Here is a 21,597-nt window from a genome sequence, read left to right on the forward strand (position 1 = left end):
ACGGATTCCTTACTAGTCTGCGGTGGTGACCCCGAGCCCCGACCCCGCGCCGCACGACGCCGCCTCACCCGGCGCCGCCACGCCCGCCGACGCCCCGGACCCCGCCCGCCTGGCCCAGCGCCTCACGCTCGGCGCCAGCCAGTTCTCGCGGATGGCGGCGCGACTCGCGGAGGTCGGCGTCTCCTCGGTGTCCTGGCGGGTCGCCTCGACCCTCGAGCACCACGGCCCGCTGCGCCTCAGCGAGATCGCCGCCCGCGAGCGGGTCACGCGCCCCACCGCGACCGACGTCGTCCGCCGCCTGGAACAGGAGGGTTTGGTGGCCCGCACCCCGGACCCCCGCGACTCCCGCTCCGCCCTGGTGGACCTCACCGCGTCCGGCCGCGCGCAGCTCGGCGCCTGGCGCGCCCAGCTCGCCACCGGCGTCGGCCCCGTCCTGGCGGACCTGCCCGCCGCGGACCTCGCCATCCTGGACCGGGCCGCGGGCATCCTCGCCGAGCTCGTGGAGACCCACGACGGCTGAGTCGCACGACCCCGCCGCACCACCCTCGCCGCTCCGCCCACCCGGACGCCGCGACGAGGGGATCACCCATCCCCTCTCCCCGGAGGACCCCGCATGACCAGCCCCCACGCCGCCCCGACCCTGCGCGACGCCTTCCACCAGCCCCGCGCCGTCTGGGCCATCGCCTTCGCCGCCACCGTGTCCTTCATGGGCATCGGCCTGGTCGACCCGATCCTCCCGGCGATCAGCGCCGAGCTGCACGCCACCGAGGCGCAGTCGATGCTGCTGTTCACCAGCTACCTGCTGATCACCGCGATCGCCATGTTCTTCACCAGCTGGTTCGCCTCCCGCGTCGGCGTCAAGCGCACCCTGCTGATCGGCCTGGCCCTGGTGGTGGTCTTCGCGGCGCTCGCGGCGACGGCCGGCTCGGTCGGCACGATCATCGGCCTGCGCGGCGGCTGGGGCCTGGGCAACGCCCTGTTCATCTCCACGGCGCTGGCCGCGATCGTGGGGGCGACCACGGGACCCTCCGGCGGCGCGATCATCCTGTACGAGTCGGCACTCGGGATCGGCATGGCGATCGGCCCGCTGCTCGGCGGGCTGCTGGGCAGCATCTCCTGGCGGGCGCCCTTCGCGGGCACCGCGGTGCTGATGGCCGTCGGGGCGATCGCGATCCTGGCGCTGCTGCGCCGGGAGGAGCGTCCCGCCCCGGTGAGCCCGCTCGCCGCCCTGCGGGCACTGCGCCATCCGGCGCTGCGCACCCTCGCGCTGACGGCGATCTTCTACAACGTCGCCTTCTTCACCCTGCTGGCCTACTCGCCGTTCCCGCTCGAGGCCGCGGCGGCCGCTGCCGGGGCGAGCTGGGCGCGATGGGCATCGGCGGGGTGTTCTTCGGCTGGGGCCTGGCCCTCGCGATCACCTCGGTGTTCGTGGCGCCCGCGCTCACCCGCCGGGTGGGCCTGGTGCCGACGCTGCTGGGCGTGCTCGCCCTGCTCACGGTGCTGATGGTGGCGATGGACCTCGCCGTCGACTCGCTGCCGCTGATGGTCGCACTGATCGTCATGGGCGGCCTGCTGCTGGGCATCATGAACACCGCGCTCACGGAGACGGTCATGGAGGCCACGGACCTGCCGCGCGGTGTGGCCAGCTCCGCCTACTCGGGCGTGCGCTTCCTGGGCGGGGCGATCGCCCCGGCCGTGGCGGGGCCGCTCGCGGCGGCGACGACGGCGGGCGCCCCGTACCTGCTGGCCGCGGCCGCCCTGGTGGCGGCGATCGGGATGCTGCTGCTCGGGCGGCGCCACCTCGCCCAGGTGGGCACTGCCGAGGACCTCGACGAGGCGGCCGAGGCCGAGGCCCTGACCGCCGCCGACGCGGGCTGAGCCCGCGGGCGACACCGGCTGTGTCCCGGAGCACGCGTATCGGTCGCTTGCCATCCTGTCGTTAGCGATATATCGTGATGCTGTCACGATACGTACAACGAAAGGGCCCATCCATGCGACGCCATCACCATCACGATCAGTTCCCCCATCTCCACCAGGGCTTCGGCCCCGGGTCCCGCTTCCGCCGCGACGAGACCGACGATCCCTTCGAGAACTCCGGCCGCGGACCCCGCGGCGGCCGCGGCAGTGGCCGAGGTGGCCGCGGCTCCGGCCGGGGCCGCGAGAGCGCTGGCCCCCGTGGCCGCGAGGACTCCCGCGAGCACGGCCCGCGCGGCCCCCGCTCCTGGGACGACGGCGAGGAGCCCTCATTCCGCGAACGCGACGGACGAGGGCCCCGACGCGGCGAAGGCCGCGGTCCCCGCGGGGGCTTCGGACCCGGCGGACGCGACGGCGAGGGCTTCGGCCCCGGTCGCGGGCCCCGCGGCGGCTTCGGCCCGGGCGGCGGCTTCGGCCCCGAGGGCGGCCCCCGCAGCCGTGGGGGCCGGGGCGGACGCGGTCGTCGTCCCCGCGGCGACGTCCGCATCGCCGTCCTGCTGCTGCTGGACGAGGAGCCGATGCACGGCTACCAGCTGATGCAGACCATCACCGACCGCACCGGCGGCCGCTGGGCGCCGAGCCCCGGTGCCATCTACCCGACGCTCTCCCAGCTCGAGGACGAGGGCCTGGTGCTCACCGCGAAGGAGGGCGGGCGCAAGCTCGCCGAGCTCACCGAGCAGGGCCGCACCCATGTGGCCGAGCATCGTGAGGGCTGGAGCGACCCCTTCGCGGCGGCCGACGGGCAGGACGGCGCCGAGCTGCCCGACCTGCGTGCGGCGATGCACGACCTCGGCGGCAGCGTCCGCGAGGCCGGCCGCGGCGGCGACGCGGCCCAGATGACGGCCGTGGCCGAGGTGCTCGCCGAGGCCCGCCGCTCCGTCTACCGCATCCTCGCCGGCGACGCCCCGGTCGCGGCCGAGCAGGCGCCGACCACCCCGGAGACCGACGAGGAGGAGCAGACCCCCGAGCCCTGACCTCCCCGACGACCCGAGCTCGGGCCCGGACGACACCCCGTCGTGCGGGCCCGAGCTTTTCCGCGTCCTGCTTCCGCCCATGGAAGCAGACCGCCGAAAACCTCGCGCAGCCCGGACGGGCGTGGCCGGTCCCCTCCTGGGCGGATGGTGCTCGCTCAGAGGGCGAGGAGCACCTTGGCGGAGGCGGTGGCGTCGCGGGCCGTCGCAAATGCCTGCTCGGCCTCGGCCACGTCGATCACCTGCGTGACCACCGCATCCAGCGCAGGCTCGGCGGCCAGCAGCGCGACGGCGTCGTCGATCTCGGTGTGGAAGCGCCAGGAGCCGAGCAGCGTGGCCTCCTTGGCCAGCATCGGGGCGAGGTTCACGGGGATCTCGCGGTTCGGGAGGATGCCGACCTGCACGACCAGGCCTGCGGGGGCGACAGCGCGCACCGCGGAGGTGAGCGAGGCCGGGACGCTCGAGCACTCGAAGACCACGTCGAAGGCGGCGGTCTCCGGCGGCATCTCCCCCACCAGCAGGATCTCGCTCGCACCGAGGGCCTCCGCGCGCTGCAGCGGCTCGGGGCGCACGTCCCCCACCACGATCCGCTCCACCCCGCGGGCGCGCAGCGCGGCCACGGCGAGCAGGCCGATGGGTCCGGCACCGAGCACCAGCACCCGGGCGCCGGTGAGGTCCCCGGCGAGCGCGACCGCGTGCATCGACACCGCCAGCGGCTCGGCCAGGGCGGCCCGCTCCAGCGGCAGGTCCTCGGGGATCACGCGCAGCATCGGCCGCTCCACCAGCAGGTACTCGCTCGCGGCGCCCTGCCGGTGGGGCATCACGGCGGCGCTGCCCAGGTAGTCGCCGCCGGGAGCGAGGTGGGGCCGGTCCCGAAGGCCCGACTGCGCGGGTCCGTAACGGGCGGGGTGCACGACCACCGGGGTGCCGGGGGCCAACTCCCCACGGGGGTCGAGGTCCACGACGGCGGAGAGCTCGTGGCCGGGCACGAAGGGCTCGCGCACCGCGAACTCCCCGTTGGCGCCCTCGAAGTAGTAGTGCAGGTCGGAGCCGCAGATGCCGACGTAGCGGACGCGCAGGCGGACCTCGTCCGGTCCGGGCTCGGGGATGGGGTGCTCCTCGAGCCGGATTTGCTCGGCTCCGTGGATGACCAGGGCCCGCATCGCATCTCTCCTCACGCCGGTGTGCTCGTGACCTCCACTCTAGGGCCGGGCCGGGGCCTCACCACTCCTCGGGCGGCCAGGGCTCCCCGTCGTAGCGGGCGTTCAGCTCGTAGGCGCCGGCGCCGTCGAGGGCCTCGCGGATGATGTCGGCGTGTCCGGTGTGGCGGGCGGCCTCCTCGACGGCGTGCAGCGCCAGCCAGCGCACGGTCCAGCGCTCCTGCCCGGTGTACCACTCGGCCTCGGGCGTCGGCACGGGGGCGGAGAGGTCCGCGCCCCGGATCGCCGTCGCGAGGGCATCGGCAACCGCCTCCAGCTCGGCCGTCAGGGAGTCGGCGGTGTCACCCGCGGCGAGGGCGAAGGGGTCCTCCCCGCGCAGGGCGGCGGTCTCGGGGGCGTCCTGCGGCAGGGGCTCCCCGCCGGTGGCCGTGATCAGCGCGGTGAAGGCGCGGGCCCCGGCGATGACGTGCTTGGCCAGCACCCCCACGCTGAGCTCGGAGGCGGTGGGGGTGGCGGCGATCTGCTCCTCGTCGAGGCCGTGCAGGGTGGTGGCCGTCTGCTGCAACTGGTGCTGGGCGAAGGTGGCCAGGGTGTCGTGCTCATCGGTGGTGTCGGGGGTCAGGAATCCCATGATGTCCTCCTGGTCGGGGCCGGACGCCGGTCCGCTGCGGGCCGTACTGCCGGGGCTCTCGGTGGTCGATTTCCACTGTTCCGGCGATGGCGGACAGGTCCTGTCCGCGAAGCCCGGCAGACTGCCTGCCATGAGCGACGTGACGACCCGGACCCTCCGCCTGCTGGCACTGCTGCAGGCCCGCACCGTCTGGACGGGCCCCGAGCTGGCCGCCGAGCTGGAGGTGACCGACCGGACCGTGCGGCGCGACGTCGACCGGCTGCGCGGCATGGGCTACCCGGTGCTGACCTCCGCCGGGCACGGCGGGGGCTACCAGCTCGGGGCGGGCCGGGCGCTGCCGCCGCTGCTGCTGGGCCCGCGGGAGGCGGCGGCCGTCGCCATCGGGCTGCGGCTCACCGCGGCCTCGGGCATCGACGGCCTGGACGAAGAAGCGCTGCGGGCGCTCGCCGCGCTGGACCGGGTGCTGCCCCCGTCCGTCCGCTCCGAGGTGATGGCCCTGGCCGAGTCGCTGCAGGTGGTGCCCGGCACGAGCCCCGTCACCCGGCCAGAGCTGCTGATCACCCTGGCCGGGGCGGTGCGCGACCGGGTACAGCTGCGGGTCGACCACGAGCGCGCCGACGGCTACCGCGCCGAGCGCCGCCTGGAGCCCTACCGGATCCTCTCCGTCGAAGGACGCTGGTACCTCTTCGCCTGGGACCTGGACCGGGAGGACTGGCGCAGCTTCCGACTGGACCGGATGCACGACGCGCACGCCACCACCTTCGGCTTCACCCCGCGCCCCACCCCGGACATCGAAGCGGCCGTGCGCGAGGCGATCACCCTGGGCGGCGCGGACCGGGGCATCACCGTCCGGATCCGTCGCCCCGCCGCGGAGGTCGCGGCGCGGGCGGGCCTGCGCAGCGCCACCGTCGACCCCGAGGGCGCGGACACCTGCCTGCTGCGGGCGCGCGGCGACGAGCTGCGCTGGGTGGCGGTGTGGCTGGCCTGGCTCGGGGACCCCGTCGAGGTGATCGAGCCGCCCGAGCTGACGGAGATGATCGCGGGCATCGGCGCCTGGGCGGAGGCCTCGGGTCCCGCCGTCGACGGCTGAGCTCTCCGCGCCCGGAGGCGGGGCCCGGTTCCCCACCGGGCACCCGCCTCCTCCTGGGTGCGGGGCGTGGTGACCGATCCGCCCCCGCGGTGGCCACCGGTCCCCGGCGGGACGACGACGGCCGGGACGGTCCCGCGCGCCGCTCTCGACACCGCCGGCCGACGACCCCCATCGTCGACCGGGGCTCCTGCGGCGGCGGGTGCTCCGCCCCGGCCGTCGTGCCCCTCGCGAGGCCCGCACCCAGTGGCTCCATCCTGGGTCCGGTGCAGGTCAGCGCGCGATGGGGCCGCCTGCCCGGGGAGGAGTCCCCATTCCCCCGGATGGCATTCCCCCACGTGGCGCGGCTCAGTGCTCGCCGGCGTCGGAGCGCAGTGCGAAGGTGCCCTGGGCGCGGCGGCGGCCCTGCACCGGGTGGGTCGGCACCACGCCGTCGAGGAAGCGGTAGCGGTCGCGGGTGTAGGCGGCGCGCAGGTCCCCGCCGTCGGCGGCCCGGCTGAGGTGGCGCCACCAGTCGGCCAGGTCGCCCCAGCCGGGCGCGGCGAGGGAGCCGCCGAACTGCTGGACGGCCAGGGCGGAGCAGAGCGCGGCGAACTGCAGCCGCTCCTCCAGCGGCCATTCGGCGAGGGTGCCCAGCACCATCGCGGCGGTGAACACGTCGCCCGCGCCGGTGGTGTCCGTCGCCTCGACCGGCACCGCGGGGCAGTAGGCCTCCTCGCCGGTGGCATGGTCGATCGCGTAGGCGCCGGCGGCCCCGTCGGTGACCACGGCCAGCGGCACGCGTTCGGCGAGCGCCCGCACGGCCGCGCCGGCGCTGTCGGTGCGGGTGTAGGCCATGGCTTCCAGAGCGTTGGGGGTGAAGCCGTGGCAGTGCGCAAGGGGGTCGAGGTCGGCGGGGTCCCAGCGGCCGGTGGCGTCGAAGCCGATGTCGGCGAAGACGCGGGTGCCGCGGGCGGCGAGGCGCCCCCACCAGTCGGTCTGCCCCCCGAGGTCGACGACGGCGGCGCGGGCCTCGGGCGCCCCACTGGCCAGCGCGGCGAGCGGCTCGGGCGGGTGGTGGCCGTGGGTGACCATCGCCCGGTCCCCGTGGGCGGCCATCGAGGCGGTCAGGGCGGTGTGGAAGTCGGGGTACCGGCGGGAGGCACTGAGGTCGATGCCCTCCTCGTGCGCCATCGTGTGCCACATCCAGTCGGCGTAGGCGTCGTCCCCGAAGCCGGCGACCAGGCCGGTGCGCAGGCCCAGCCGGGCGGCGGCGATGGCGAGGTTGGCGATGCCGCCGGGGCTGGATCCCATGCCCTTGGCCCACATCTCCTGGCCGGGCTCGGGCAGCCGGTCGAGGCCGGTGAAGACGATGTCGAAGAAGACGGTGCCGCTGAGCAGCACGTCCAGCGGCGGATCGGCGGCGGTGCGGCGGTCGGCCAGGGGGTCCCAGCCGGCGCCGGCCGCGGCGGGATCGGCCGGGTCGGGGAGGGTCATCGGGGCTCCTTCGCGGGACCGGGGAGAACGCGGACGGGGCGAGCTCCCGCCACGCTCCCTACCGTACGCACCCGCACCCTCCCGGCCCCGGTGATCGCCCGGATCGGGCACGGCGCATCAGCCGGTGGCCTGCGGGGACGGCGGTGCTAGCGTGATCGGCGTCCGGGCCCGCCACGGGCCGCCCGCACGGGGAGGCGCATCCATGAGGCTCACGATCCTGGGCGGCGGCGGCTTCCGCGTGCCGCTGGTGTACGAGGCGGTGGCGACGGCCGCGACCGGCCTCGCCGTCGACGAGCTGGTGCTGCAGGACGTCGACCCGGACCGTCTGCGCGGCATCGCCCGCGTCATCGAGGGCCTGGGCGCCGAGCTGCTCGCCGCGGGACGGGCCGCCGCGCTCCCCCGGCTGCGGGTCACCACCGATCTGCGGGAGGCCGTGCGGGGCGCCGACTTCGTGTTCAGCGCGATCCGGGTGGGCGGGGCCGAGGCGCGCATCCGCGACGAGCGGGTGGCGCTGGACCTGGGGCTGCTCGGCCAGGAGACCGTCGGCCCCGGGGGTCTGGCCTACGCGCTGCGCACCCTGCCGGTCGCGATCGACATCGCCCGCGTCATCGCCGAGGAGGCGCCGCGGGCCTGGGTCATCTCCTTCACCAACCCCGCCGGGATCGTCACCGAGGCGATGCGCGCCGAGCTGGGCGACCGGGTGGTGGGCATCTGCGACACCCCCATCGGCCTGGTGCGCCGGGTGGGGCGGCTGCTGGGCGCCGACCCGCTCTCCGGCGCTACCGGCAGCGGCGCCGACTACGTGGGCCTGAACCATCTGGGCTGGCTGCGGTCGGTGCACCTCGACAGGACGGATCGCCTGCCCGGGCTGCTCGCCGACGATGCCGCGCTGGAGCAGATCGAGGAGGCGCGGCTGATGGGGCTCGACTGGGTGCGGGCCGAGGGCGCCCTGCCCAATGAGTACCTCTTCTACTACCGGCACACGGAGGAGGCGATCGCCCGGATCGCCGCGGCGGCCACCACCCGCGGCGAGTTCCTGGCCTCCCAGCAGGGCGCCTTCTACGACGGCCTGTCCGCGGCGGGCCCGGACGGGGCACGCTGCTGCCCCTCCCCGCTGGAGGCCTGGCGGGGCGTGCTCGCGGAGCGGGAGGCGACCTACATGGCCGAGTCCCGCGACGAGGAGCGCCGGGAGGAGGACCTGGCCGGCGGCGGCTACCAGGAGGTGGCGCTGCGGCTGATGACGGCGATCGCCACCGGGCGCCGGGAGCGGATGATCCTGGACGTCGGCAACCTCCCCTCCGGCCGGCCGGACGCCCCGGCGAGCGCGCGGATCGTGCCGGAGCTGCCCGCCGACCTGGTGCTCGAGGTGGTCTGCGAGGTCGACGGCGAGGGGGTCCGCCCCCTGCCCGTCGCGCCCGTGGAGCTGGACCGGCTGGGCCTGATGGCGAGCCTGCGCGGCGCCGAGCGGGCGATCCTCACCGCAGCCCGCACCGGCGACCGCGACGCCGCCTGGCAGGGCTTCTCCACCCACCCGCTGGTCTCCTCCCCCGCGCTCGGGGCGCGCCTGCTGCAGGGGTACACGGCGGCGCACCCGCAGATCGCCGCGCTCTGGCGCTGACGCCGGAGGGACACCGGGCTGGGCCCGAGGTCAGCGCACCCCGGCGATGATGTCGTCCACCACCCGCACCGACAGGGCGTCCACCACCTCGGCGGGGGCGTCCCGCAGGGGCCCGTGGATGACCAGTTCGGCGAAGCCGTGCACGGCGGACCAGCAGACGAACTCGGCGCCCTCGCGCCGTTCGGCGGTGAGCACTCCGGTGTCCCTGCACTCGTCCAGCGCCGCGAGCAGGGCGAGGAACGGCGGGGCGACCTCGTGGTCGCGCTCCTCCCCCGCGCCCTCCCCCGCTCCGGTCTCGGCCCCGACGCCCGGGGCGCCGAAGAACACCGTCTCGAACCAGCCGGGCTCGGCGCGGGCGAAGCCGATGTACCCGAGACCCACGCCGCGCAGCCGGTCCAGCGCCCGGGCCGCCGCATCCTCGGCCACGGAGACCTCCCCGGCCGGCCGCGGCGGGACCGCCGTGCGCATCCGAGCGGTCATCTGCTCCTGGATGGCGCGGGAGGCGGCCGCGAGAAGGTCGTCGCGACCGCGGAAGTGCCGGTAGGCCGCCCCCGGGGTGACGCCCGCTCGGCGGGTGGCCTCGCGCAGCGAGAGCGCCGCGGTGCCGCCCTCGCGGATCATCTCCAGCGCCTCCGTCACCAGGGCGGAGCGCAGGTCACCGTGGTGGTAGGGCCTGGTCGGCGCGGGATCCCTTGACGTGCTCACGGGGTAAGTCTACGGTGTTCACACCAAGTAGACGCCGTTCACATCGGCCGTGTCGGAGCCCGTTGAAACGCCACGGAGCTCGGCAGTCCTCGAAAAGTCCTCGATGCGGAGGCCCTCATGAGACCCCTGATCCTCACCCAGAACATCACCCTGGACGGCTCCGTGGAGATGCTCGACGACTGGTTCGACCCGATGGCCGCCGACGACGAGATGGGCGAGGTCACCGCCCGGGACAGCGCGGACTGCGACACGATCCTGCTGGGACGCCGCACCTTCGAGGACTTCCGCGGATTCTGGCCCGAGCAGGACGACGACACCACCGGCATCTCCGCCGAGCTCGACGCCCTGCGCAAGGTCGTCGTCAGCCGCACTCTCGGCGATCCCGGCTGGGTGAACTCCACGGTGATCTCCACCGATCCAGTCGCCGCCGTGCGGGAGCTGAAGGCCGCGGACGGCGGGGAGATCTCCCTGACCGGCAGCATCGAGCTCAGCCACCTGCTGCTCGGCGTCGGACTCGTCGACGAGATCCGGCTGTGGACCTTCCCCGTCACGCAGGGCCGCGGCCGTCGCCTGGTCCCCGAGGGTCACCGGCAGCGCTTCACCCTGCGCGAGCACCTGGCTTTCCCCAGCTCCGTCACCTACACCCGCTGGACCCTCGGAGGCACCCCATGACCAGCACGCCCGACCCCGACCCCGACAACGACTCCGCCCCGGCGCTGCCCCCGGTGGTCGACGCCGAGTCCTGGCGGGCCGAGCTCGGCGCGCTGCGGGCCCGCGAGAAGGCAGCCACCCGCGAGCTCGACGCCATCGCCGCCCAGCGCCGCCGACTGCCGATGGTCGAGCTGCCCGAGTACACGCTGACCGGCCCCGACGGCCCGGTGCGGCTGGTCGACCTCTTCGACGGGGCGCGCCAGTTGGTCGTCTACCACCACATGTGGTCCCCCGGGGCCGAGTGGCAGTGCGCCGGCTGCACGGGCTACACCTCGCAGTTCCGCGACGGGGAGTTCCTGCGCCCCTTCGACGCCCGCTTCGTCGTCGTCACCCAGGGCGAGATCGGCGAGGCCCTCGCTTACCGTGAGAAGGTCGGGAATCAGCTGCCCTGGTTCTCCACGGCCGACAGCCCCTTCGGCGCGGACATGGACGCTCCTGCGGGCGGCGGCTTCGGCCTCAACGTGTTCCTGCGCGACGGCGACCGCGTCTACCGCACCTGGCACACCGGAGCGCGGGGCTCCGAGCAGCTCAGCCACACCTTCGCCTTCACGGACCTGCTGCCCTACGGCCGACAGGAGGAGTGGCAGGACGTCCCCGACGGCTGGCCGCAGCAGCCGACCTACACGCGCTGGCCGAGCTCCGCGGACATCGCCGCGCACTACGGGAGGACCCCCGCATGAGCCCCGAAGATCAGGCTCCAGACGATCAGGCCCCCGCCGATCAGAGCCTCGACGGCGACCGGATGGTCGCCGAGCGCACCGTCGATGCCCCACCGGCCGCGGTGTTCGCCCTGCTCAGCGACCCGCGACGGCACGCCGAGACCGAGCCGGGCGACTGGGTGCGCGGTGCCCTGGACCCCGTCGTCCAGATCACCGAGGTGGGCCAGGTGTTCGGCATCGAGATGTTCCACGAGAACGCGGGCGGCCGCTACGACATGCACAACCGCGTCATCGCCCTCGAGCCCGAGCGGGTGATCGCCTGGGAGCCCGCGCAGCACCTCCCCGACGGCACTCTGGCCGGCGGCGGCTGGACCTGGCGCTACGAGCTGGAGCCGGAGGGCGAGGGCACCCGGGTGCGGCTGATCTACGACTGGTCCGCCACCCCGCAGGTGGTGCGGGACGAGGTCGGCGGCCTGCCGCCCTTCCCGCCGGAGTTCCTCGACGCCTCCCTGGCCTCGCTCGCGCGAGCGGTCGAGGAGGGGTGAGGCTCGGGTGGATGCTGCTGGGTCCGCGGGCGCCGGGCCGACCCTCACCCACGACGAGTCCCGCGACCATCTGTCCGGTCGATGGCGTCCACCGGCAGGCGACGTGGAGCATCCACGTCGCCCGCCGCGGGGCTCCCTCATAGGGGCACGCGAACGGCACCCTCTGAAGGGAACCTGCTGTCTTCCTCACCACCCACCGCAAGAACTCTTGGAATGACAGCCGTGGCCCCCCCGACGTCCGAGTGCATCGTCCTTGCGGCCGATCTACGCATGAGTCGGGGCGTCGGCTTATCGGGAAGGTCGATAGGCTCTCGCCATGACCATCCGCGCCGGAGACGTCTCCACCGAGTCCGTGGAGGCGCTGCTCGCGCAGGATCTCCGTATCCCCCCGTACCAGCGGCCGTACCGGTGGACCCCGGACCTTGCGGTCCGCCTGCTCCAGGATTTGTCCGATGCGGCACAAGCGACGGACGGGTCCGCATCCGTCACGTATGTCCTCGGGACGGTGATCCTGCATCGTCAGGGCGACGGCACACTGGACGTCGTGGACGGTCAGCAGCGTGTCCTCACCCTCCGTCTGATCCTCCTGGCCCTCCGGACACGACTCGGCAACGACCACGGCGACCTCGCCACCGCACTTTCCGGCGCACCCGACAGCCCCATCGGTGCCGCGTGGACGGAGTTGGCCTCCACCGTCGGGACGCACGGGGTGGAGTCCGAACAACTGGCCGTCTTCATCCGCGAGCAGTGTCGCGTGTTCCAGGTGGTCACGGACGACCTCGACGAGGCGTTCCGCATTTTCGACTCCCAGAACCACCGCGGTCGTCCGCTCCTCCCCCACGATCTCCTGAAGGCGCACCACCTGCGGGAGATGAGCGGGGAGACCGAGGCGAAGCGCGTCGCGGTGGTGGAGGCCTGGGAACGACGGGACCAGGTCGACCTGGATCGCCTCTTCTCCCTCTACCTGTTCCGGATCCGCCGGTGGAGCCGCGGCCGACGGGCCGACACCTTCGAGGCGGACGACATCGGCGAGTTCACCGGCGTCTCCGGCGACCTGACGTCCTCCCCGCGGATCCTCGCTCGCCGGCTCGTCCACGCCTCGGCCCCTGTCCTGGGGATCGGGATGGACGAGGCCGGCCTCGCCGATCTCCGGAGGGCGCGCTTCCCGATCGACGAGCCGGTCCTCCCGGGGTCCGCCTTCTTCGAAGCCGTCGACGCATGGACGACGGATCTGGAGGCCGTCCGTTCCCACGCCTTCGACGGCCTGCCCGGCGCCGAGGCCTTCGACGGACTCGCCGCCGGGGGACTGGGACCGCGCCCGTCCCGCCGCCGGTACCGCTACATCACCGAGCTCTACCTGGCCGCACTGCTGTACGCCGTCTCGACCGTGGGCGAGGTCGACTGGTCACGGACCCGTGACCGGCTGTTCCGATGGGCGTACGGGATCCGCCTGGACTACGAGCGCGTCGGGGACCCGACCATCCAGAGGCACGCGATCGCCGAGGACGCCCCGTTCCCGGCCCTGCGGGACGCCGTGTCGCAACGCGCTCTGGCCCACATCGGGCGCACCGGGCAGGTCCCGGGCCGGACGCACGACACGGAACTCCGCACCCTCCTGGAAGAGGTCTCCTCGTGACCACCGACCCACGATCCATGCACGCCCGGACCCTCTCGATCCGCGAACTGTTCTCCACGGCGGCGGGACCGCTGAGGGTCCCGATCTACCAGCGCAACTACTCGTGGACCCCGACGGAGGTCCACCAGCTCCTCGTGGACGTCGTCGACGGGATGGAGCGGGAGCCCTCAGCCCAGGGGAGCTACTTCCTCGGCAATCTCGTGGTGACCCGCAGGGACGGGGACTGGGAGCTCGTGGACGGGCAGCAACGGGTGACCACGCTCTTCCTCCTGCTGGCGGTCCTCGGACGGCGTCACGAGACGGTCCCGGTCCTCCGGGGACGTCTCCGGTACGACGCCAGACCCCGGGCGGAACGCACCCTCGGCCGGCTGGTGGGGGGTCCGCCGAATCCCCTGGACGCGGACGAGCACGACCCCGCGATGCTGGACGCCGTCCAGGCGATCGAGGTCGAGCTCTCGACCTGGGACCCGATCGACATCACCCGTTTCACGGAGCGACTGCTCGACCGTGTCCACGTGGTCCGGGCCGAACTCCCCGACGTGGACCTGAACCGCTACTTCGAGGTGATGAACACGCGCAGCGTGCAGCTCGAACCGTCCGACATCGTCAAGGCGCGCCTCATGTCCCGGCTGGGCGGTGACCCGGTCGCGCTCCACGCATTCCATCGGATCTGGATGGCCTGCGCCGACATGGACGGCTACGTGCAGCAGACCCTGACGCGCGAGGACCCCACGTTGCGCTCCGAGATCTTCGGGGAGGCCTGGGACTGGCTCGAGCTGGACGACTTCGCAGGGCTGTCCGAGAGGCTCACCGGCTCGGCGCGGGTCGTCGACGACCCGGCCCCCGGAGCCGCCTCGATGTGCCTCGACGACGCGATCCTGTCCGCCACCCGGACCGGCGCGGACACGCCCGCCGCCGATCGGTCGGACCGTTTCCGCTCAATCATCGACTTCCCGAGCTTCCTGCTGCATGCCCTCGCGACCTTCACGACGGACGGGTCCGTCGAGGAGCCACGACTGCTCGAGGCCGTTCTCGACGACAACCGCCTCATCGAACTCTTCGAGGGGACGGCCACCCTCGGGAGCCGGACCCAGGTCGAGCAGTTCGCCGTGCACCTCCTCCGTCTCCGGTTGCTCTTCGATGCCTATGTGGTGAAGCGGCACGCGTCGTCCGCCCACGTCGACGACGACGACTGGTCACTGCAGCGCGTCGTCAAACGGGAGCGTGGTCGGGGCCGTAGGACGGAGTACTTCATGGACTACGTGGGCACGTTCGGGACCGAGGATCGCGGGGTCCTGCTGCTGGAGTCGATGTTCCGGATCACGTACACCTCGCCCCGGACCATGCGTTGGCTCACCGAGGTCCTGGCGTACCTCCTGCACCCGGGCCCGGGAGGCATCCGGGAACACGGTCTGGAGGGCGTGCTGCGGCAGGCCGCGCGACGGGCGGTCCGCGACGCGATCCCGGATTGGGAGGACCCCCCGTCGGGCTTCGCCATCCCCCGCATCGTCTTCACCTACCTGGACCTGCTGGTGCTCGACCACCGTCGGCCACGGGACCGGGACTTCTCCTTCATGTTCCGGACCTCCATCGAGCACTTCTCCCCGCGGCACCCGCGCGCCGAACAGGGGATCGACCAGGTCAGCGAGGAGAACCGCGAGAGCCTCGGCAACCTCGCGTTGGTCAGCGTGGGGACGAACTCGGCCTTCGGGAACCTCTCACCGCGCGCCAAGGCCGACACGTATCAGGACACGATCGTGCAGCAGAGCCCCAAGCTGCAGGTCATGGCCGGGATCGTGCGATCGGCGGGCACCGCGACCGCCGTGTGGGGGGACGACGCGATCGTCGCGCACCACCGCGAGATGATGGACCTGCTCCGGCAGGACGTCGACCCCACTGCCGGGTACCTCGCGCGCGGGTGAGGTCAGGACCCCGCGTCCTGGTCCGCCCGGAGCAGGGCGCTCCGGATGCCGTCCGTCAGCCGGATCCCCCCGAGGAGACGGAGTCCACTGCGTAGTCGCTCGTCCTGGCCCCCCGACGCGGCGGCCCGGCGGACGTCCACCATCACGTTCCTGAGCTCCGAGGGGTGGAGCTGGTCGATCGAGTAGGCGCGGAGCACCCGCGGGCGGTAGCCGGTGAACTGCTCGGGAGCGACGGTGAGGGGCCAGACGAAACCGGACTCATCGAGGTGGAATGCGCTGCGGTCGACCGCCTGCCACAGCTCGTCGCGGCGTGATGCCCTGACCTTCTTGATGCCGAGGGCGGTGACCACCTGTCGCGCGGCCTCGTCCCGATGGATCGGGTACTCGGCATCGACCAGGGAGACGAGGAGCTGCTGCATACGATGGGCTTGGTCCGGCTCGGTCGGTGCCGCCTCGAGGTCGGCGACCGTCGCGTGGAACGGCGGGGACCACGGACGATGCGGCGCGGTCGAGCTCGGGTCGCGGGGCCCCGACGGACCGGTGCAGCCGGACCCGTTCCCGGCTCCACCCCGGGGGCCCTCGGGACCCTGCGACACCGCACGACCCCGGACCGCGTGCACGTCTCCGACGGCGTGGGGCTCACCGGGAACGATGGCCGGTGCCGCCGTTGCCGTCGACCCGGAGGGACCCTCGCCGTCCGACGATCCGCCCCGGTCGTCCTCGTCGACAGGGGCAGCCGTGGATGCATCGGCGGCCTCCGCGTCGTCGACCAGTGGGGTGACCACCTTTGCCCCGGGATCCATGTCCTCCGCGGCGGTGGCCTCGATCTCGGCGTGGACCGCCTCCACCCGTGCCGCGATGCGGTCGAGGACCGCCTCGCGCCGCTCCATCCAGTCCAGGAGCCAGACACGTTCGACGGCGGGCCAGCCCGCGACCCCGGTGAGCACGCTGCGCGGGAGGAGGTCACGGTCCACGGCCGTCCCCCGGTGGGCCCAGGCCACCCCGTCGAGCATGACGGCGACCAGATGAGGTCCGTCGGGCCGTCCGACCCCGAGGTCGACCCGGAAGCTGGACAGCCCCAGGGAGGTGCTGACGCCGAGACCCCGCTCACGCAGGGCCTGCGCGATGTCCTCCCGGTGGCGGTCGACGGTCCCGGGCCGGCCCTGGCCGTCCGCGAGGGTGGACACGCCCCGCTGGGCGAGGTCGAGGTAGTCCCGCAGGTCCCGCAACCCTTGGGAGGTGGACCTCTCGGCGTGGAGCTGTGAGGGCTCGAAGGAGGCGAACACGAGCACCTCCTCGCGGGCGCGGGTCACGGCGACGTTGAGCCGTCGCTCCCCGCCCTCGCGGTTCAAGGGCCCGAAGTTCAGCGGGACCTCCCCCTTGTCGTTCGCCGAGAAGCCGATCGAGAACAGGATCGTGTCCCGCTCGTCACCCTGGACGTTCTCGAGGTTCTTGACGAACAGCCCTTCCGGATCGTCGAGCGACTCGAGGACGGACTCGTCCCCGGCCTCGCGCAGCCGTGCCTCGATGAGGTCCCGCTGCGGCATGTTGAAGGTGACGATTCCGAGGGACGGCTCGGTCGAGGCGCCCGCGAACCGTGCGAGCACGTCCTCCACGACCGCCTCCGCCTCGACCGGATTCGTCCGGAGCGCCTTCCGCGGCGCCCCGGAGCGGAGGAATGTCCCCTCCACCCGTCGCAGGCGGATGCCGGCCTGACGCCGACCCGGGGTGTCGGCCGTCCCGTCGACGGACGGGGCGACGCCCGGTCCAGGGAACGTCGCGAGCCGCCCCTCGTAGTACCGGCGGTTCGAGAAGGCGATGAGTTCCTCGGTCCGGGACCGGTAGTGATGACTCAGCCAGTGACGCGGGACGCGTGCGCTGACGCATTCCCCGAGGATGGACTCCTCGTCGGGCACGACGGTCTCGTCCTCCTCCTCGTCCGTGTTCCCCCCGGTGAGTTGCGCGAATCGCGTGGGAGGCATCTGGCGGGAGTCCCCGACAACCACGACGGAGGTCCCGCGACCCATCGCCCCGATCGCGCCCGCGACGGTGATCTGGGAGGCCTCGTCGAAGACCACCAGGTCGAACAAGGGCTCGCCGAGCGGGACGAACCGGGCGACGGATTCCGGGCTGACCAGGACACAGGGCATCGACCGGCTGATGACCGATCCGAAGCGGGTGAAGAGCGAGCGCACCTTCGGGGCCCGTCGACGCCCGGACACCTCACGTCGCAGGTCGCTCGCGAGGCGGCGGCTCTCCGCCGTCTCCCCCGTGGTCCGATGCGCGAGGATGCGGGCGCGGACGGCGGCGCCCGCTCCGTCGCGGACGCGTCGGCCGAGGGCATCGAAGCCGTCGATCAGATGGTCGTGCCGCTCACCGTCGAAGCTGCGCAACGACCCGTGACCACGACGCTCCTCGACCGCGCCCTGCGCCAGGCCCTTGTCGAAGGCCTGGGACAGTTCGCTCGGTTCCACCCGACCGTCGAGCACGAGCTCGGCCAGGTCCCCGAGGCCGACGTCCCGAAGGGGATCGACGGCTCTCCCGAGGTCGGACCACAGGGCGAGCCCGCGGGGTGTCAGTTCGTCGGCCCGTGCCCCGCCCAGGGTCGTCACGAGGTGGTCGAGCGGCGATGTGCCCTCGGGGGTCGACCACGTGCCGCCCGCGTGTCCCGTCGCCGTCCGCCAGAGGTCCGCGACCGCGCGGAGATGGAGCGACATGTTCCCGCGTTCGGCATGGGGGACCCGCTCGACGGCTGCAGCCGTGTCGGTCCCGGCCATACCGCTCCGGGCGTCACGGGCAGCCCGGAGGCCGGCGAGCTGCTGTGCGACGTGAGCCCGGGCGCGAGGATCGAGGAGCGCAGGTGCCGCGAGGGGGGCCAGGCCGGGCTGCACGGAGATCCGATGTGCGGCCCGCACCGAGGTGTCGCGCACGGTGAGGAGCGCGTTGACCGCTTGCTCGATCAGCTCGTCGGGGACGGGCGCACCGGGCCGCTCCCACCGCGCCAGAGGGGCGAGCGCGCGCCGCATCCTCCCGCGCTTCCCGAATCGGGCGGATCGGGCTTCGGTGAGTGCGGCCCTGACCTGGTCGATCGGGCCCCCGATGACATCGGGGCCGTAGTGGTGGAACACCTGTGCCTGGGCGCTGAGCGCAGCGAGTTCGTGCTCGATCCCCCGGGCGCCGGTCTCCCAGTCGGGGTGGGCGATCGCCTCGATCAGCTCCCAGGGGAGTCCGCGTCCGTCCAGGAGGTCGGCGAGGGTCGCGGCCTCTCCGGCCGACCGGAGGCCAGTGACGACGGGTCGGAGGGCCTCGGGCGTCCCGCTCACCCGGTCACGGAGCGCCAGGAGGGCATCGACGAGGCCCCCCTCGGTACCGGCCGGGACGGGACGCGCGAACAGCCGCCATGGGTGCCCGGGCCTGGGCGTGACTGCCCGACTCGCCGCGGTCACCTCGGCCAGCCCCTGCGCGACGCGGTCGATCGCGGCGCGGTCGAGCCGGGCCACGACGTCCGCGGGGACAGCGAGGGGATCCACGTCGTCCCCGGCGGCGAGATCCCGCGTGTGCGCGGTGTACAGCGACATCCCCGCTGTGTTCCGCGCGTGCAGGGCGTCCCGGTAGTGGACGAGCTCCCCGCGCCGCGCCTCGAGGGCCCGCCGGTCCGCCGCGAGCCCTTCCTCGTCGACCTCCGCCTCGAGGTCGAGGGCGGAGAGTATCTTCCGCTTCACCGCCGCGGGCCGCAGGCTCACGTCGTGGAGGTCGAGCACGAGGTCCGAGACCCCGGCCGCGGCCAGACGCCGGCTGACCACCTCGAGCGCCGCCTGCTTCTCGGCGACGAACAGCACCCGCCGCCCCTCGACCATCGCCTGCACGATCAGGTTGGTGATGGTCTGGGACTTGCCCGTCCCCGGCGGCCCCTCGACCACGACGGTCCTGCCGGCGACGGCCTCGGACACCACGAGTGCCTGGGAGGCGTCGGCGGTGGTGGGGAGCTCGGCGACGAGGCCGTCCAGGTCCCGGCTCCCGGATTCGGGGACGGGATCGACGAACGGCTCGGACGGGCTCTCGACGAGATGTCGGACCAGCGGGTTCGCCATCACGGCGCGCCAGTCGTCCTCGAGGTCCTTCCAGAGTCGGAACCCTCCGAAGTTGAAGAGCCCGAGATGGACCCGGGTCTCGACCCGGAAGGGGAGCCCGTACTCGGTCAGGGCATTACGGACGGACTGGAAGGCCTGGTCGAGGTCGATCCCCGCCTCGTCGGTCTCGGGGTCCTCGAGCCCCGGGATGGAGAGGGACAGGTCGTGGGCGAGACGCTGCAGGAGGGAGTGGTTCGGGGTCGAGGCACCGGTCTCGTCGAGCGCGATCTCGTACCGGGCGCCCCGGGCGCGGGCCCGGATCGTGACGGGGACGAGGACCAGAGGGGAGACGAGGTCTTTGCCGTCACTGGTCCAGTGGAGGGTGCCGAGGGTGAGGTAGAGGTTGTTGGACCCGGTCTCCTCGACGACCGTACGGGCCGTGTTCGCGAGCTTCTGCAGGGCCCGGGCGTAGGATTCTTCGGCCACGTCGAGGATGACCCGATGGTCCTCGACCACGCGCTCGGCCAGTACGGTGTCCGTCCGCTCGATCCCGTCGAATGCCTCGAGCGCGAAGGAGGTCCCGGCGTGGAGCATGTCCTCGAAGGCGCCCTGCACCTCCGTGGGGACGGACAGGGTGTACGCGGCGCGAGGGGTCAGGTTGATGAGTCGGTTGTGGAGGGAGAGGTCCAGGAGCTCCCGCTTCCAGGCCTCGATGCGCGGCGGGACGTCGGTGTCCCGGGTGATCCGCCGGGCGGTGCCGGGCAGGCTCTCCCGGACAAGACGGGACAGATCACGGGTGGGAGGGGCGTACTCGACCACGTCGACGTCCCCGTCGTTCCCGACGACCCGGACGGGCAGCGGGTGGAGCCCCGCGCGGCGAGCGCCACGGATGTCGATCACCTGCTGGATCCTGTCGACGGCCAGGCCTCCGGCAGCACGCTGGGCGTGCTCGTGGAGGGCCGCCTGCCCCGGGTACTCGGGCGCGGTGAGCATCGTGGTCTCGACCAGACGGAGGGCACCCCGTTCGATCTGGTTCGCGAGCAACAGTGGTGCCGGGTGCGGGTCGGGATCCTGCCGACGCTCCTCCGTCCGCCAGTAGCCGACGAAGATGTGGCCGTTCAGCAGCCACAGCTGACCGTCGATGCCCGCCTGCTCCAGCAGGCTCGCGAGGAGGACCGTCGAGTCGAGGCAGGTGGCGAGTCGCTCCTCAAGGACCTCCGGTGCGGATCGGATGCGTTGGGTGTCCTCGGCCCACGCGGCCGGGGGGTTCGCATAGGTGAGGCCCCGGGCATGCACGGCGCGGCAGATCGCGTCGACGATGGCGTCGTTGCGTTCCTCGTCCCCCTGGTAGGCGTCGAGTCCCCCGCGCCCGGTCCTCGCCGCGAGGATCGTGTCGGCCTCCCGCAGCAGTCCGGACAGGGCCGGTTCCTGCGGCTGGACGAAGCCGGCCAGGGTGTGCTCGACTCCGTCGTCGGGCGCGAGCCGCCAGTTGCGAGGTCCGTGGACGGTGATGGCGCCGCCCTCGGGGAGCACGGTCCGCTCCACGCCACCGGCCGAGAGGGTGACCCGGACCCGGGCCTCCGTCACCTGGTCGAGGACCAGGAGTGCCGCGCGGTCGAGGACCAGCTCGACCTCGGGTTCCTGGCGGTCCCCGGCCGCGAGGGTGACCACTTGGTCGCTGGCCAGGGAGATCGAGGACGCATCGACCACGAGCGCGACCGACACCCGGAGGATCGGGAGGTCGGAGACCCCGCCCGTGAGGGCGATGCCGAGCCGGACCACGGGCCGCCGGAGGACCGACGAGGCGTGGACGGGGCGGGGATCGTGCGAGAAGCCGACGCCGACGGAATCGAGTGCAGCGGCGGCGTCGCCGGCGGGACGCGGAGACGGTGCCCCGGCCGGGTCGGCCCCTGCATCCTCATCGGTGGACGGCCCCGTGCCGGCGCCGGAAGAGGTCGCGCCATCGACAGGAGGTGCCGCGTCCGCCTGCAGGTCCCGGACCGCCTGCAGGAGGTCTTCGATCTCGGCGAGGGCGTCGTCCAGCTCGAGGAGCAGGAAGAGACCGCCCACCTCCATGAGGACCCGGGTCGCCTCCGCGGTGTCGACGGCCACCGTGGCGTGGGCGAAGCGGTTCCGGGTCCCCAGGACGGCCCGCGAGGCCTGGGCGACCTCGTCGTCCACCGGGATCAACGGACGGCCCGACACCCGGAAGTGCAGGAGTTTCAGTTGGACGGCCGGGTCGGTGATCTCGTGGACCATCCCCCGCCGGCCACGTTCGCGGTCCCTGGCGGTGAAAGCGCGCTGCCAGCTCTCCTCGATGCCCTGTTCACGGAGCCGTACCTCCACGTAGGGCTGGAGGTGCTGCGGGAGGACCTGGAGCAGCGCTCGGGTCACGTAGTCGATGGCCTGGGGCTGCACGGCGGCTCCGGTTC

At 73.4% G+C, this 21,597-nt stretch carries 16 protein-coding genes; 11 read left to right on the forward strand and 5 right to left on the reverse strand.

The features are described from left to right. Positions 1 to 25: 25 nt before the first annotated feature. The 4 genes from OM98_RS03025 to OM98_RS03035 all read left to right on the forward strand — a co-directional run bounded on the left by OM98_RS03025 (position 26) and on the right by OM98_RS03035 (position 2,948). Positions 26 to 520 carry a MarR family winged helix-turn-helix transcriptional regulator gene (locus OM98_RS03025; RefSeq protein WP_245528707.1) on the forward strand — a complete coding sequence of 165 codons (495 nt, stop codon included), beginning with the start codon at positions 26 to 28 and terminating at the stop codon, positions 518 to 520. A gap of 93 nt (positions 521 to 613) precedes the next feature. Next, entirely contained in the window at positions 614 to 1,504 is an 891-nt protein-coding gene (locus OM98_RS14420; RefSeq protein ID WP_425358391.1) for an MFS transporter, read from the forward strand. Next, positions 1,462 to 1,878, forward strand: a complete 417-nt coding sequence (locus OM98_RS16460) for an MFS transporter (protein WP_425358392.1) — start codon at positions 1,462 to 1,464, stop codon at positions 1,876 to 1,878. Before OM98_RS14420 ends, OM98_RS16460 begins: the two co-directional genes overlap by 43 nt. Before the next feature lie 113 nt (positions 1,879 to 1,991). Further along, complete coding sequence (locus OM98_RS03035; RefSeq protein ID WP_010533097.1) at positions 1,992 to 2,948, forward strand: PadR family transcriptional regulator; 957 nt, start codon at positions 1,992 to 1,994, stop codon at positions 2,946 to 2,948. A 155-nt stretch (positions 2,949 to 3,103) separates the two neighbouring features. Here OM98_RS03035 and OM98_RS03040 read toward each other — a convergent pair whose 3' ends face one another. Together OM98_RS03040 and OM98_RS03045 are read right to left on the reverse strand one after the other, a co-directional pair. Next, on the reverse strand, positions 3,104 to 4,108 hold the full coding sequence (locus OM98_RS03040) for an L-idonate 5-dehydrogenase (RefSeq protein ID WP_010533098.1): 1,005 nt from the start codon (positions 4,106 to 4,108) through the stop codon (positions 3,104 to 3,106). A 58-nt stretch (positions 4,109 to 4,166) separates the two neighbouring features. Beyond that, on the reverse strand, positions 4,167 to 4,736 hold the full coding sequence (locus tag OM98_RS03045; protein WP_010533099.1) for a mycothiol transferase: 570 nt from the start codon (positions 4,734 to 4,736) through the stop codon (positions 4,167 to 4,169). A 139-nt stretch (positions 4,737 to 4,875) separates the two neighbouring features. Here OM98_RS03045 and OM98_RS03050 point away from each other — a divergent pair, with 139 nt between their 5' ends. Continuing rightward, entirely contained in the window at positions 4,876 to 5,826 is a 951-nt protein-coding gene (locus tag OM98_RS03050) for a WYL domain-containing protein (protein ID WP_010533100.1), read from the forward strand. Between the two features lie 345 nt (positions 5,827 to 6,171). On the opposite strand, the gene OM98_RS03055 is transcribed toward OM98_RS03050, so the two are convergent. Further along, entirely contained in the window at positions 6,172 to 7,299 is a 1,128-nt protein-coding gene (locus OM98_RS03055; protein ID WP_010533101.1) for a carbohydrate kinase family protein, read from the reverse strand. A 202-nt stretch (positions 7,300 to 7,501) separates the two neighbouring features. Between OM98_RS03055 and OM98_RS03060 the strand changes: the two genes are divergently transcribed. Continuing rightward, positions 7,502 to 8,917: a family 4 glycosyl hydrolase gene (locus tag OM98_RS03060; RefSeq protein ID WP_010533102.1), complete on the forward strand. Its 1,416-nt coding sequence runs from the start codon at positions 7,502 to 7,504 to the stop codon at positions 8,915 to 8,917. A 30-nt stretch (positions 8,918 to 8,947) separates the two neighbouring features. Here OM98_RS03060 and OM98_RS03065 read toward each other — a convergent pair whose 3' ends face one another. Next, positions 8,948 to 9,622, reverse strand: a complete 675-nt coding sequence (locus tag OM98_RS03065; protein WP_029362654.1) for a TetR/AcrR family transcriptional regulator — start codon at positions 9,620 to 9,622, stop codon at positions 8,948 to 8,950. Positions 9,623 to 9,739: 117 nt separating this feature from the next. Between OM98_RS03065 and OM98_RS03070 the strand changes: the two genes are divergently transcribed. The 5 genes from OM98_RS03070 to OM98_RS03090 all read left to right on the forward strand — a co-directional run bounded on the left by OM98_RS03070 (position 9,740) and on the right by OM98_RS03090 (position 15,095). Beyond that, entirely contained in the window at positions 9,740 to 10,294 is a 555-nt protein-coding gene (locus OM98_RS03070) for a dihydrofolate reductase family protein (protein ID WP_010533104.1), read from the forward strand. Beyond that, positions 10,291 to 11,013 carry a DUF899 domain-containing protein gene (locus OM98_RS03075; RefSeq protein WP_010533105.1) on the forward strand — a complete coding sequence of 241 codons (723 nt, stop codon included), beginning with the start codon at positions 10,291 to 10,293 and terminating at the stop codon, positions 11,011 to 11,013. The genes OM98_RS03070 and OM98_RS03075 overlap by 4 nt, the downstream gene beginning before the upstream one ends. Further along, entirely contained in the window at positions 11,010 to 11,537 is a 528-nt protein-coding gene (locus tag OM98_RS03080) for an SRPBCC family protein (protein ID WP_010533106.1), read from the forward strand. Before OM98_RS03075 ends, OM98_RS03080 begins: the two co-directional genes overlap by 4 nt. A gap of 316 nt (positions 11,538 to 11,853) precedes the next feature. Beyond that, positions 11,854 to 13,173 (forward strand): DUF262 domain-containing protein, encoded by a 1,320-nt coding sequence (locus OM98_RS03085; RefSeq protein WP_010533107.1) that lies wholly within the window; start codon positions 11,854 to 11,856, stop codon positions 13,171 to 13,173. A 17-nt stretch (positions 13,174 to 13,190) separates the two neighbouring features. Beyond that, complete coding sequence (locus tag OM98_RS03090) at positions 13,191 to 15,095, forward strand: DUF262 domain-containing protein (protein WP_010533108.1); 1,905 nt, start codon at positions 13,191 to 13,193, stop codon at positions 15,093 to 15,095. Positions 15,096 to 15,097: 2 nt separating this feature from the next. On the opposite strand, the gene OM98_RS03095 is transcribed toward OM98_RS03090, so the two are convergent. After that, positions 15,098 to 21,583 (reverse strand): DUF4011 domain-containing protein, encoded by a 6,486-nt coding sequence (locus OM98_RS03095; RefSeq protein WP_010533109.1) that lies wholly within the window; start codon positions 21,581 to 21,583, stop codon positions 15,098 to 15,100. Positions 21,584 to 21,597 lie beyond the last annotated feature (14 nt).

This window comes from Brachybacterium squillarum M-6-3 (genome assembly GCF_000225825.1).
GTDB classification, from domain to species: Bacteria; Actinomycetota; Actinomycetes; order Actinomycetales; family Dermabacteraceae; genus Brachybacterium; species Brachybacterium squillarum.

What these genes read in the sequence shown, in the direction of transcription:
- OM98_RS14420 (WP_425358391.1), top strand. Translation starts at nt 614, where the DNA reads ATGACCAGCCCCCACGCCGCCCCGACCCTGCGCGACGCCTTCCACCAG.
- OM98_RS03035 (WP_010533097.1), top strand. Translation starts at nt 1,992, where the DNA reads ATGCGACGCCATCACCATCACGATCAGTTCCCCCATCTCCACCAGGGC.
- OM98_RS03040 (WP_010533098.1), bottom strand. Translation starts at nt 4,108, where the DNA reads ATGCGGGCCCTGGTCATCCACGGAGCCGAGCAAATCCGGCTCGAGGAG.
- OM98_RS03045 (WP_010533099.1), bottom strand. Translation starts at nt 4,736, where the DNA reads ATGGGATTCCTGACCCCCGACACCACCGATGAGCACGACACCCTGGCC.
- OM98_RS03055 (WP_010533101.1), bottom strand. Translation starts at nt 7,299, where the DNA reads ATGACCCTCCCCGACCCGGCCGATCCCGCCGCGGCCGGCGCCGGCTGG.
- OM98_RS03060 (WP_010533102.1), top strand. Translation starts at nt 7,502, where the DNA reads ATGAGGCTCACGATCCTGGGCGGCGGCGGCTTCCGCGTGCCGCTGGTG.
- OM98_RS03070 (WP_010533104.1), top strand. Translation starts at nt 9,740, where the DNA reads ATGAGACCCCTGATCCTCACCCAGAACATCACCCTGGACGGCTCCGTG.
- OM98_RS03075 (WP_010533105.1), top strand. Translation starts at nt 10,291, where the DNA reads ATGACCAGCACGCCCGACCCCGACCCCGACAACGACTCCGCCCCGGCG.
- OM98_RS03080 (WP_010533106.1), top strand. Translation starts at nt 11,010, where the DNA reads ATGAGCCCCGAAGATCAGGCTCCAGACGATCAGGCCCCCGCCGATCAG.
- OM98_RS03085 (WP_010533107.1), top strand. Translation starts at nt 11,854, where the DNA reads ATGACCATCCGCGCCGGAGACGTCTCCACCGAGTCCGTGGAGGCGCTG.
- OM98_RS03090 (WP_010533108.1), top strand. Translation starts at nt 13,191, where the DNA reads ATGCACGCCCGGACCCTCTCGATCCGCGAACTGTTCTCCACGGCGGCG.